At 42.3% G+C, this 13,074-nt stretch carries 9 protein-coding genes; all 9 read right to left on the bottom strand.

Features of this window, described 5'->3' with window-relative positions; translation table 11 throughout:
* Nucleotides 1-19: 19 nt before the first annotated feature.
* Nucleotides 20-2,518: an EAL domain-containing protein gene (locus NO991_RS09360; RefSeq protein WP_300542858.1), complete on the bottom strand. Its 2,499-nt coding sequence runs from the start codon at nt 2,516-2,518 to the stop codon at nt 20-22.
* A gap of 93 nt (nt 2,519-2,611) precedes the next feature.
* Nucleotides 2,612-3,898, bottom strand: a complete 1,287-nt coding sequence (gene purD, locus NO991_RS09355; RefSeq protein WP_300358465.1) for a phosphoribosylamine--glycine ligase — start codon at nt 3,896-3,898, stop codon at nt 2,612-2,614.
* A gap of 15 nt (nt 3,899-3,913) precedes the next feature.
* The gene (locus NO991_RS09350) at nt 3,914-4,735 is read right to left on the bottom strand and encodes a class I SAM-dependent methyltransferase (RefSeq protein ID WP_166340615.1); all 822 of its coding nucleotides are present in this window, start codon (nt 4,733-4,735) and stop codon (nt 3,914-3,916) included.
* A gap of 99 nt (nt 4,736-4,834) precedes the next feature.
* Complete coding sequence (gene purH / locus NO991_RS09345) at nt 4,835-6,421, bottom strand: bifunctional phosphoribosylaminoimidazolecarboxamide formyltransferase/IMP cyclohydrolase (protein ID WP_138619132.1); 1,587 nt, start codon at nt 6,419-6,421, stop codon at nt 4,835-4,837.
* Between the two features lie 337 nt (nt 6,422-6,758).
* A complete protein-coding gene (fis, locus tag NO991_RS09340; protein WP_002957804.1) occupies nt 6,759-7,049 on the bottom strand; it encodes a DNA-binding transcriptional regulator Fis in 291 nt (96 codons plus the stop codon).
* Between the two features lie 21 nt (nt 7,050-7,070).
* Entirely contained in the window at nt 7,071-8,042 is a 972-nt protein-coding gene (dusB, locus tag NO991_RS09335) for a tRNA dihydrouridine synthase DusB (RefSeq protein ID WP_054551040.1), read from the bottom strand.
* 270 nt (nt 8,043-8,312) lie between these two features.
* Entirely contained in the window at nt 8,313-9,194 is an 882-nt protein-coding gene (gene prmA, locus NO991_RS09330) for a 50S ribosomal protein L11 methyltransferase (protein ID WP_138619134.1), read from the bottom strand.
* A gap of 64 nt (nt 9,195-9,258) precedes the next feature.
* Complete coding sequence (gene rpoD, locus NO991_RS09325) at nt 9,259-11,118, bottom strand: RNA polymerase sigma factor RpoD (protein WP_138601684.1); 1,860 nt, start codon at nt 11,116-11,118, stop codon at nt 9,259-9,261.
* A gap of 123 nt (nt 11,119-11,241) precedes the next feature.
* Complete coding sequence (gene dnaG / locus NO991_RS09320) at nt 11,242-12,993, bottom strand: DNA primase (protein WP_235377032.1); 1,752 nt, start codon at nt 12,991-12,993, stop codon at nt 11,242-11,244.
* Between the last annotated feature and the right edge of the window lie 81 nt (nt 12,994-13,074).

Below are 13,074 nucleotides of genomic sequence, written 5' to 3'. Positions count from 1 at the left end.
AAGGGCAGTGTAACACGGCCTATTTAAATTGTGAGGCAATAAAGCTTAGATACTCATTAATCGGCACCGCTTTGCTGTAATAATAGCCTTGCCCTTGATCTGCGCCCATCTTGATCAGCATTTTTTCTGTTTCTTGGTCTTCAATGCCTTCGATGGTGATATTCATATCAAGGTTATGGGCCATATCAATGGCCGTTTTTACCACCACTTGGTTGGTAGTGTTATTCACTAAATCCAGAATAAAGCTCTTATCGACTTTAATCGTACTAAAAGAATAATTTACTAAGTAGTTTAACGACGAGTAACCAGTACCAAAATCATCGAGTACCACCTTGCTACCGAGTTTATTGAGTTCGCTGATAAAGCTGACCATTTCATCATGGTTCTTTATAAGCGCAAACTCAGTTAATTCAAACTTTAACTGATCCGCAGTAATGCCATGTTTTAGAATGGTGTTTTCGACTTTTTCGACCAGCTTAGGGATCGCGAGATTCTTAGCACTTAAATTAACGCTAATGGTATGGTCGCGATAGCCTTGTCGATTAAGCTTTGCAGCGGCTAGGCAAGCCTGATCAATCACCCATAAGCTCAATTCGTTAATTAAACCAGTGCGCTCAGCCAATAAAATGAGTTGCTCAATATCAAGATGTTTACCTGCTGTTGGCCAGCGTAATAATGCCTCTGCACCAGAAATAGCACCGCTGCGTAAACTAATAATGGGTTGTAAGTAAATAGCTAAGGTATTACTTCGCATTGCTTGTTGTAACTCAGCAGCAAGGCTCACATCCATATCAATATGAGCTTTACTAAAGTCTATATTTTGATGTTTTTGCGATAAACCTAAGTAGCCACGTTGCAGCCAAATATCAAAGCCATCATCACTCACCGGTTCAGTAATGCTATAGCGGTAATAAAGCTGAAGGTCTAAGCCTGCCACTTTATATTGCTTAGGTAGCTGCTTGCATATATTGCTAAGTTCTTGATAGATTTCTGCTTTCGATTGAATTTTGGTCGAAATAAAAGCCAGTACACCATTGCCTAAGTCAGCCACTTTTGGACTGTTATCTAACGCTGATTCTAAATTAATAAATTGCCTATTTTTATTAATTTGATGCTCTAGCGATTGGGCAACAGTGATAATTATTTGGCTGCTTTGGCTTGGCTTTAGAATGCTCATAAGGGCATTGAATTGCTCTATTTTCACTAAACAAAGGTTAGCGAGTCTTTGCTCCGAGGTAATCGCCATATAGGCTTGTTTGAGCATTGCTTGGTTGAGTAGCTCAGTTTGTTGCGTATGGGTTGCATGATACAGCGCTTTTTCACGTTGATAACGAACACGGTCTGCCAGCGCCATTGCCATAAGCACAATCTCACAGAGAATGGCGACTAAAAATATGTGCCTAACAGCAAAACTGTAGGGAATAAAGCCCGTTAGTTCTAACGGCTGAATGGCTGCGCCTACAATCAGTGGCACCCACGACATGACATAAAACTTTGCCCACCGAAAACCACTCACCAACTTTTTGTAAATCATGCAAATACATAAAATGTATAACGGCACCATGATGGCAAAAAAGATTTTCGAGGAATGGTATTCCAACATAAAAAAGCTGAGCAAACCGAGGCTGAACAGCAAGGCTAAAAAGCTGATACTGAGTTTGTATAAGCGGCAATTGTCTTTATGGTAGCGTAAGAACATGGTGCAAAAGGCGACGGTGAAAAATGCAATCGCGTAGTTACTGAAGACCACTTGCTCATTAAAAAAGATTTGCCACGATAACGGCCATAAATAAAAACCAAAGCCGAGCACTGAGCCCATAAGTAGTAGTGCTGAGATGATGTAGCCTATATAAATAAGATAGACGCGGTCACGGATCCCTAAAAATAATACCAAGTTATACAGAGCTGCCATGATCAGCACACCAATGAAGATCCCCCAAATTCCTGATTGCGAACGTAGTAGGTCTTGAAACTCTTTTTCACCATAAATATTAATAGGTGTTTTGCTAATCCCAACCGTATCTATTTTTATAATGAGGGATGTTTGTTCATAGCCCTGCATGGTGAGCATGCTGTGCGGTGTACTGTATTGAAACAAACTAAGGCCAGAGACTTTATCACCTAGCTCGGTTGTATCTATAAGCTGCCCTGTATCATCAACATGATAAACGCTAAGGTAATCAACCATAGGGTTATCAAAGTGAATCGCCAGCTCCACAGGCTTAGCTTGACGGTTTTCTAAATCAAGCTTTAACCAATAATCTTGCGCTGCTAAATCCCATTCAACATCTTTAAAAGGGCGATGTTTAAGCTTGTCTGGCTCAGCTAAAAACTGCTCGAGTGTTAGCGCTTTACTGCTATCTATTCGATACGCCGTATTACTGTAGATGGGGGCTGTTTTATCTATGGTGTAGCGGGTAGGGCTGGCTAAATGTGCAGCTAGGGTAGCAATGATAAAAAACAAAATTGTTAGAATAAGAAATGAAACAAAGTTATATTTCAGTGCTTTATTATTCAAAATTAGTTCTTTATCTAGGTAAATGTTCTCATAGTGTAGCATTAAAAAAGCGCAGATAAACTGCGCTTTTTTCAGAATTAGACTGGTTTGACCTTAATTCTGTTCGCGAGCAATTGCTCGATAGGCGATATCAGTACGATATTCCATGCCTTCCCAGCTGATTTGATCAACTAGTTTATAAGCACGTTGCTGCGCTTCAGTTACTGTGTTGCCAAGTGCCGTAGCACACAGTACACGACCGCCAGCTGTTACTACGTTGTCGCCGTCCTGCTTAGTCCCTGCGTGGAATACTTTCTCACCTTCAGGGTAAGTAACTTGCAAGCCGTTGATTGCATCACCTTTCGGGTAGCTATCTGGGTAGCCTTTAGCTGCTAATACAACACCGACTGCTGCACGTGGGTCGAACTCGATTGCTGTTTTATCTAGTTCTTCACGGTTAGCCGCTTCGATAAGTTCAACAAGGTCAGACTTAAGACGAAGCATCATAGGTTGTGTTTCAGGGTCGCCAAAACGACAGTTGTATTCGATTACTTTTGGCGTACCATCAGCGGTGATCATTAAACCAGCGTATAAGAAACCAGTGTAAGGGTGGCCTTCTTTTGCCATACCTTCAACTGTTGGATTGATCACTTCGTTCATAATACGTTGGTGAATTTCATCTGTAACAACTGGAGCCGGTGAGTATGCACCCATGCCACCAGTGTTTGGACCTTGGTCACCGTTGTAAGCGCGTTTGTGGTCTTGGCTAGTTGCAAATGGCAGTACGTTTTTGCCATCAACCATCACGATGAAAGAAGCTTCTTCACCTTCTAAGAACTCTTCGATAACTACACGGCTTCCCGCTTCACCAAAGCTGTTGCCTGCAAGCATATCGCGGATAGCTTCTTCAGCTTCAAGCTCTGTCATCGCAACGATAACGCCTTTACCTGCTGCTAAGCCGTCAGCTTTAACTACAATTGGCGCACCTTTTTCTTTTAGGTAAGCCAGTGCTGGGTCGATTTGCTCAAACGTTTGGTAATCAGCTGTTGGAATATCGTGACGTGCTAAGAAGTCTTTAGTGAATGACTTAGAGCCTTCTAGCTGTGCAGCACCTGCTGTTGGGCCAAAGATAGCTAGACCGTTTTCACGGAATGTATCAACTACACCTAAAACAAGCGGTACTTCTGGACCAACAATAGTTAACTCAACGTTGTTTTCTTTAGCAAAAGTAACTAAACCTGCTAGGTCTTCAACGTTGATAGCAACGTTTTCAAGTTTTGGCTCTAGTGCAGTACCTGCGTTACCAGGAGCTACGAAAACGGTGTTTACTTTAGTATTTTGTGCAGCCTTAAACGCAAGAGCGTGTTCGCGGCCGCCACTGCCGATGACAAGTACATTCATGGCGTATAATCCTATTTATAGCGGTTTTTTAAACTTCAGCGTCATACGATCACTTTCACCAATCGCTTTATACTTCGCGGCATCTTGCTCGCCTAAACGAAGGCTTGGTGGTAGTGTCCACACCCCTTTAGGGTGATCTGCTGTATCAAGTGGGTTTGCGTTAATGTCACTGCTTGCCACCAGTTCAAAGCCAGCTTGCTTTGCAATATCAACTACATAGCTTTGCTTCATATAACCTGATGATTTCTGATCTTCATCGCTGCGCGCTTCAGGTAGACGGTGTTCAACCACACCTAAAGTGCCGCCTGGTTTAAGTGCTTTATAAAATGCTTTAAACGCACTTAACGCGCCTTCTTTATCTTTACCCATGTACCAGTTGTGTACATTTCTAAATGTTAAGACAAGATCTGCGCTACCCGCTGGTGCAATATCAAGATGTGTTACTGGTGCAAATTCAGTTAGTTTAACTTCACTGAAGCGTGCGTCATCGCTCATCTTTTTCTTAAAACCAGCTAATGAACGTTGGTAATAACCCACCTCAGAATCAGCAGGGAAATGTGCCGCGTAGTAAACACCATGGCCTTTTACAGCTGGCGCAAGGATTTCGCTGTACCAACCACCGCCCGGCGCAATTTCAACAACGGTCATGTTTGGCTTAAAGCCAAAGAACTCAAGTGTCTCAACTGGATGGCGATATTTATCACGTGCGCTATTTTTAGCATCACGTTCACTTGATTGCACGGCTTGTGTAAGCGCTGATTCATGAGAATGGCTTAGAGCCTGTGCTGATGTCAGTGCAAGGCTGGCAACGAGTAACGTTTTTACGGCAAATTTCATCATCTATTCCTTCATTATATGGGTAATTATTATTAATCAGAATACGTGAATTTGTGGCAAACAAAAAGGGTTAAGCTATTTGCTTAACCCTTTATGTGATTAGTGGCGGAAATGGCGCATACCTGTAAATACCATTGCCATACCAGCTTCGTCAGCTGCAGCGATAACTTCTTCATCGCGCATTGAGCCACCTGGTTGAATAACTGCGGTAATGCCAGCCTCTGCTGCTGCATCAATACCGTCACGGAATGGGAAGAATGCATCCGATGCCATAACTGAACCTTTAACTTCAAGGTTTTCGTCAGCGGCTTTGATACCCGCAATTTTAGCTGAGTAAACACGGCTCATTTGGCCTGCACCTACACCAATCGTCATACCGTCACGTGCATAAACGATTGCGTTAGACTTAACGAATTTAGCTACTTTCCAGCAGAATAAAAGATCTTTTAATTCTTGCTCAGTTGGTTGACGCTTAGATACAACTTTAAGGTCGCCTTGCGTTACCATGCCTAGGTCGCGGTCTTGAACTAGAATACCGCCATTAACACGCTTGATGTCGTGACCTGTTGCATTACCAGACCACTCACCACACTCTAATAAACGTACGTTTTGCTTAGCAGATACGATTTGTGCAGCTGCTTCAGATACTTTAGGTGCAATGATAACTTCAACGAATTGACGAGCAACAATTGCTTCAGCTGTGTCTGCATCAAGTTCTTTATTGAATGCGATGATGCCACCAAATGCTGATGTAGGGTCAGTTTTGAATGCACGATCATAAGCTTCAAGAATGTTGTCACCAATTGACACACCACAAGGGTTCGCATGTTTTACGATAACACACGCTGGTACGTCGAATTCTTTTACACACTCTAATGCTGCGTCAGTATCAGCAATGTTGTTGTAAGAAAGTGCTTTACCTTGCAGTTGAACTGCCGTCGCAACAGATGCTTCAGTTAAGTCGTTTTCAACATAAAAAGCAGCGTCTTGGTGTGAGTTCTCACCGTAGCGCATATCTTGCTTCTTAGTGAACTGCATGTTGATAGTGCGTGGGAACTTAGTCTCTTCAGCAGCTTCCTCTGTGTAGTCAGGAACCATCTTGCCGAAGTAGTTTGCAATCATGCCATCGTACTGAGCTGTGTGCTCGTAAGCAGCAATAGCTAGATCAAAACGTGTTTTATACGTTGTTGAACCGTTGTTGCTTTGCATTTCGCTGATCACGCGGTCGTAATCTTTTGCATTTACCACGATAGTTACGTCTTTATGGTTTTTCGCCGCAGCGCGAACCATAGTTGGACCACCGATATCAATGTTTTCAATCGCATCTTCTAGGCTGCAGTCTTCTTTCGCAACAGTGTTTGCGAAGGGGTATAAGTTAACTACAACGATATCGATAGCAGAGATGTTATTCTCGCTCATTACGTCTTCATCTTGACCGCGACGCGCTAAGATGCCGCCGTGAATTTTTGGATGAAGTGTTTTTACGCGACCATCCATGATCTCAGGGTGACCAGTATGGTCAGATACTTCAGTGACTTTGATGCCGTTATCAGCAAGTAATTTGCAAGTACCGCCAGTTGATAAAATATCCACGCCTTGTGCTTCAAGAGCGCGAGCAAATTCAACGATACCGGTTTTATCTGACACACTTAATAGTGCGCGACGAATTGGACGATGTGTATCCATTGTAGTTTTGATTACCTCAATGTTTGAGCTAGCTTAGAAAGGCGGTATTTTAACTGAATCTGCTTTAAAAAACGACGTTTAAAGCGTGAGGATTTTGCATAGTTTTTAACAGCTATAAAAAAAGCACCCTAAGGTGCTTTTTTCAAAACTTTTATATCAGTTCTTTAAAAACTTTTATATCAGTTGTATTGGATTAGTAAGCAATTATAACGACAGAGAAATAAGTCAATAACAAGGCAAAAATTTTGCAGTGTAGTTATTCTACATAAGAAATTTTTAACGCAGTTAGGGACTTATTTAGCTCGTTAGAATGATTACGGTTTCAATACAACTGGTATCAGTTCATGCCGTATTTTTTAAGCTTCTTACGTAAAGTACCACGGTTGATACCTAGTAAGATTGCAGCACGAGTTTGGTTACCACGCGTGTACGTCATTACTTCTTCAAGTAATGGTGCTTCTAGCTCAGAAAGAACAAGGTCGTATACGTCTTGTACGTCTTGACCATTAAGTTGCTTTAAGTAGTGATGAACAGCTTTTTTCACTGCATCACGCAACGGCTGTGGTTTCTCGTGTGACTGTACATGAGGGTTTGTGATAAATGGAGAAGTCACGTTTTGTTCGAACATCGTTATATGTCTCTTTCTTTCTTAGTTAGCTGCTAGTGTTTTAAAGTATTCTTCTAATGCGTCGACTTGTGCCTGTGGGTTATCTAACGCATTAAATACTCGCCTAAACTGACCGTCACTGTCATGGGTTTGCAAATACCAAGATACATGCTTTCGAGCGATACGCGCTCCCATTGGCTCCCCGTAAAACTGATGTAGATTGTCTAAATGCTCCATCAAAATGCTACGCACCTCTGCAATTTCAGGTGCTGGCAAATGTTCTCCAGTTCGCAAATAGTGGTCTATCTCCCTAAAAATCCAAGGGCGACCTTGGGCGGCTCGACCAATCATAATGGCATCTGCACCCGTATAATCCAAAACCTGCTTTGCTTTTTCTGGTGAAGTAATATCACCATTGGCAACGACAGGGATAGACACTGAACGTTTAATATCCCTAATTGTGGCGTACTCTGCTTCACCTTTATACATACATGCGCGCGTTCGCCCATGTACTGCCAGTGAGGCAATGCCATAACGTTCAGCTATTCTCGCAATCTCGACACCATTACGGTTATCCTGATCCCATCCAGTACGGATTTTTAAAGTGACAGGGACATCAACAGCGTTTACAACGGCATCGAGTATCTCTTGTACTAATTCAGGAAACTGTAATAAGGCAGAGCCTGCGAGTTTCTTATTCACTTTTTTAGCTGGGCACCCCATATTGATATCTATGATCTGTGCACCATTGCTGACATTGAATTGTGCTGCCTGTGCCATAAGCTCAGGATCGGCTCCGGCGATTTGCACCGAACGAATTCCCGATTCACCGCTGTGATCCATACGGTTCATCGATTTTTCAGTTTTCCATACTTTCGGGTTTGACGAGAGCATTTCAGAAACAGCAAGGCCCGCACCTAAGCGACGGCAAAGTTGTCTAAATGGTCTGTCTGTAATGCCTGCCATTGGCGCGACAATTACATTGTTCTCAAGTTGGTATGAACCGATACGCACTGTTATTCAATTGGCCTCTTTTCAAGGGGCGCTAAGTTTACGGTTTTTTTTGCAAAAATCAAAGGCTATAAATTGAACAAAAGTGACTTTTTTTTGCCCTTTTCGTATTGACTTTTGATAACAGTTTGACGGGTAGGTTGATTTGTTTGATATTTAAACAGAAATTTTTTTACTCGCAAAAAAGTGCGAAACGATTAACTGTAAAAATAAGGTAAAGCCTGTTAAATATAGGCTTTACCTATTATGTTTGAGTAAATGCTCTAGTGCTGTTTAAGCTTTTTTGACGCCGCTGACACGGGTCCATTCACCTTCAACAGCCACTTCATCAAGTGCTAAAAACGGGGCATAAACATCGGCTACAGACTGAGCTTGTTCTTCTAAAATTCCTGACATAGCAATTTTACCATTCGGTTTTAAAAGACCTAAAATCACTTCATGTAGTTCACGAAGTGGTTGAGCTAAGATGTTTGCAACCACAATATCGGCTGTAAACTCTGGTTGATCTTCAGGTAAATACACTTCAAGTTTATCTGCAACGCCATTACGTTTTGCATTATCGCGGCTTGCTTCAAGGGCTTGAGGATCTATATCGATACCGATCATACGCTCTGCCCCGAGTTTGATCGCCGCAATTCCTAAAATACCTGAGCCACAACCAAAGTCGACCACGGTTTTACCTGTTAAATCTTGGCTTTCTAGCCACTTTAAACAAAGCGCAGTGGTTGCATGGGTACCTGTGCCAAAAGCAAGGCCAGGGTCGAGCAATACATTAACCGCATCAGGGTCGGGAATATCGCGCCAACTTGGACAGATCCATAAGCGATCACCAAATTGAATAGGGTGGAAGTTATCCATCCATTCACGTTCCCAATCTTTATCTTCAAGCTGTTCAATTTTATAAACGAGCTTATCGGCGAGTGTTGCTTCAGCATTTAATGTTGCTACAACGCTGTCCATATCATGGTTTGCGTCATACAGGCCAATCACTGTGGTATCAGCCCATAACTGCACAGTACCAAGCTTTGGCTCATAAATAGGAGTATCTTTGGCATCAACATAAGTGACTGAGGCACTGCCAGTGTCCATGAGTAAGTCGCTGATTAATTCAGCGTTGTCTGCGTTTGCATTGATGCGAATTTGGATCCAAGCCATGAATATCTCTCGAATAGAAAAAAGGCCGCAACAGCGGCCTTTTAGTTAATAACGCGATACTAAATTACTTAGCATCTAAGAAGCTTTTCAGTAAGTCAGAGCGAGAAGGGTGACGTAATTTACGTAACGCTTTCGCTTCGATTTGACGAATACGCTCACGTGTTACGTCAAATTGTTTACCTACTTCTTCTAATGTATGGTCAGTGTTCATGTCGATACCGAAACGCATACGTAATACTTTAGCTTCACGTGCTGTTAAGCCCGCTAGTACATCGTTTGTTGCGCCACGTAGTGATTCCATGGTTGCAGAATCAATAGGTGAATCGATTGTGGTATCTTCAATGAAGTCACCTAAGTGCGAATCTTCATCATCACCGATTGGTGTTTCCATTGAAATAGGCTCTTTAGCGATCTTAAGTACCTTACGGATCTTGTCTTCAGGCATTAACATACGCTCAGCTAATTCTTCTGGGCTCGGCTCACGCCCCATCTCTTGTAGCATTTGACGAGAGATACGGTTTAACTTGTTGATCGTCTCAATCATGTGCACAGGAATACGGATGGTGCGTGCTTGGTCAGCAATCGAACGTGTGATTGCTTGACGGATCCACCATGTTGCATAAGTTGAGAACTTATAACCACGGCGGTATTCGAACTTATCAACCGCTTTCATTAGACCAATATTACCTTCTTGGATAAGGTCTAAGAATTGTAAACCACGGTTGGTGTATTTTTTCGCAATTGAAATTACAAGACGTAAGTTCGCTTCAACCATTTCTTTCTTCGCACGGCGAGCTTTCGCTTCACCAATACTCATACGGCGGTTGATATCTTTAATTCGTTCGATGCTAAGACCTGTGCTTTCTTCAATTGCACTTAGTTTGCTGATGCAACGAATTATTTCTGGTTTAACTGATTCAAGTGCTACTGAGTATTTCTCGTTTGCAGCAATCTCAAGGTCGATCCAGCTTGTGTCTGTTTCGTTATTTGCAAAGTGCTTGATAAAGTTCTTTTTCGGTAACTTAGCAATTTGTACAGCTTGCTTCATGATGATACGTTCTTGTACACGAACGCGGTCCATCATTTCACGCATGTTGTTAACCATGCGGTCAAACTGTTTTGGCACTAATTTAAATGTTTTAAATAGTTCGCCGATTTCTGCAATAGCTACAAGTGAGTCAGGGTGTGAGCGACCTTTTTCTTCGAACGTTTCGCGTGCTTTGTTATAAAGCTCACGTAAGTTTTCGAAGTGAATACGGGCTTCTTCAGGATCTGGACCTGTGTCGCCATCGTTATCATCATCGCTATCATCATCACTATCTTCGTCATCATCGTCTTCGTCGTCTTCTTCGTCGAGTTGCTCTTCGTTTAACTCAGAACCGATGTGTGTTGCAGAAATTTGTGATTCGTCTTCATTATTAGGATCAAAGAAGCCAGAGATAATATCGCTTAAGCGCATTTCTTCAGCTTCGAATTTGTCCCATTGCTCTAGTAGATAAGTAATTGCTTCTGGGTATTCAGCAACTGAAATCTGTACTTGGTTAATACCTTCCTCAATACGCTTAGCGATTACGATTTCGCCTTCACGCGTAAGAAGTTCAACAGTACCCATTTCACGCATATACATACGTACAGGGTCAGTTGTTCGACCGATCTCTTTTTCTACAGTCGCAAGTGCAGCTGCCGCGGCTTCTGCTGCGTCTTCGTCTGTCGTTGTTTCTTGCATCATTAATTCATCGGCATCAGGTGCGTTTTCACTTACCTTGATACCCATATCATTAATCATGCTAATGATATCTTCTACCTGATCTGAGTCGATAATGTCTTGTGGAAGGTGATCATTAACTTCTGCAAAAGTTAAATAACCTTGCTCTTTACCTTTTTGAATCAGAAGCTTTAATTGTGACTGAGGAGTTGGATCCATAGAGATTTATTCTTCCACTCTGAAAGTTGATACAACAGGCGCCAGCTCGCTTACTAATTAAGCGACACGAAAACTAACTAGACGCAGTGAATAGCACAGTATAACAGCATTATTCAATTCTGACTAGCTGTTGCTGCCTTTTAACGCTTGCGTTAGTAAGTGGCATTCCAGCCTTTCTTCGCTGCTTAAGCCTTGGGTCTTGTCTTTTATTAATAGGGTCTCTAGTCGATAATTTAAACACTGGTCTTCAATAAATTTAAAAGTATTTTTAAAAACCGTCTCTAAACGATCGTCATTTATTTGATGCTGCCAAGTGGCTAATTTCACCAGCGCGTCATATTCAGCGCCATCCCTAAATGACTCTAAAATTTGTGCGGTGGTGATACCTTCACGTTCTAGTGCTAAGTGCTGAATGCGTAAAAATAGCTCAATACCGGCTATTTTCATCTCAGCTAACTCCGGCATATAAGCAATGCTGGTCGCCAAACTTGGGTGTTGCAATAAAATACCAATCGCTTGGCGCATCGGCGTTATTTTAAATTTACGCTCAATCGCATGCTGTTGCTTTGGTGACTTAACACGATTATTTAATTGCTCTCTTGTTCGACCAATTAAGCGGCCAAGATGTTCCAAAATATTCTCTTGGTAAAAATCACTCGGGATTTTTTCAATTAGTGGTAGGGCATCACTAAGGAGCTTTGCTTTACCTGCGTCTTGTGTCAGGTCTATCTCTTGGCTGAGCTTATTAAACAGCACCTTAGTAAAATCATCCGCTTCGCTTAACCTAGCTTCGAAAGCGTCTTTACCTTCCTTTTGTACCAGTGAATCAGGGTCTTCACCATCTGGTAAAAACACAAACTTCAACGACTTACCATCACCAAGATAAGGCAGTGCATTCTCAAGCGCTCGCCAAGCTGCATCGCGGCCAGCACGGTCACCGTCGTAGCAGCAAATCACTTTATCCGTGGTTCTAAATAAAGTGTGCATATGCTCTGCAGTGGTTGCTGTGCCAAGGGCGGCGACGGCATATTCGATGCCTTGCTCAGCTAAAGCAACGACATCCATGTAGCCTTCAACAATTAAAATATGGTCGAGCTTTTTGTGAGCTTGCTTGGCTTCGTATAAACCATAAAGCTCAAAGCCTTTATGGAAAATACGGGTTTCTGGTGAATTAAGGTACTTAGGACCTTGATCCGCTTGCATAACACGGCCACCAAATGCAATCACCCGACCGCGTTTATCGCGAATAGGAAACATGAGTCGATCACGGAAGAAGTCAAATTGACGACCAGGCGATTTTTCAGAGGCTAGCTTTAGTTCTACAAGCTGCTCTTTTTGTTCTTTATTGCGGCCAAGTTGCTGGCATAGCGCTTCCCATTCACTTGGCGCATAACCAATCATGAATTTTTTCGCTGTTTCACCACTTAAGCCACGACCCTTGATATAGTCGATAACCGTTTTCGAGTTGGCATGATGCTTTAATTGATGTTGGTAAAAGCGAGCAGCATGTAACATTAAATCGTAATCAGAGCGCTTTTGTTCTGCGGTGCGTTGCGGGCCTGAGCTTGTGCCTTGTTCGCGAGGTACGTCTAAATTGAGCATACTCGCTAACTCTTCAATGGCGTCAACGAACTCTAATTTGTCGTATTCCATGACAAACGAAATTGCATTTCCATTGGCGCCACAACCAAAGCAGTGATAAAACTGTTTATCTTGAGAAACGGTAAAAGAGGGTGATTTTTCATTATGGAATGGGCAACAGGCTTGGTAGTCTTTACCTGCTTTTTTTAGGCCAACTCTCGAATCAATTAACTCAACAATATCTGTGCGAGCGAGTAAATCATCAATAAACTGTCGAGGGATCTTTCCGGCCATAGCTGTTGTTTTTTCCTGCGCTATCTATGCGTTGTAAAATAAGATTTGAACACAATTACTGTGTTTATGAAAGACTAAAAG

Source organism: Pseudoalteromonas sp. DY56-GL22, assembly GCF_041414715.1.
Lineage (GTDB): Bacteria > Pseudomonadota > Gammaproteobacteria > Enterobacterales > Alteromonadaceae > Pseudoalteromonas > Pseudoalteromonas simplex.
Note: the sequence above shows the minus strand (reverse complement) of the source record. Positions and strands in the feature narration are given on the sequence as shown.

Bases quoted from the DNA above. Each gene is read 5' to 3' on its own strand.
- purD (WP_300358465.1), bottom strand. From the start codon at position 3,898: ATGAATGTACTTGTCATCGGCAGTGGCGGCCGCGAACACGCTCTTGCG.
- NO991_RS09350 (WP_166340615.1), bottom strand. From the start codon at position 4,735: ATGAAATTTGCCGTAAAAACGTTACTCGTTGCCAGCCTTGCACTGACA.
- purH (WP_138619132.1), bottom strand. From the start codon at position 6,421: ATGGATACACATCGTCCAATTCGTCGCGCACTATTAAGTGTGTCAGAT.
- fis (WP_002957804.1), bottom strand. From the start codon at position 7,049: ATGTTCGAACAAAACGTGACTTCTCCATTTATCACAAACCCTCATGTA.
- prmA (WP_138619134.1), bottom strand. From the start codon at position 9,194: ATGGCTTGGATCCAAATTCGCATCAATGCAAACGCAGACAACGCTGAA.
- rpoD (WP_138601684.1), bottom strand. From the start codon at position 11,118: ATGGATCCAACTCCTCAGTCACAATTAAAGCTTCTGATTCAAAAAGGT.
- dnaG (WP_235377032.1), bottom strand. From the start codon at position 12,993: ATGGCCGGAAAGATCCCTCGACAGTTTATTGATGATTTACTCGCTCGC.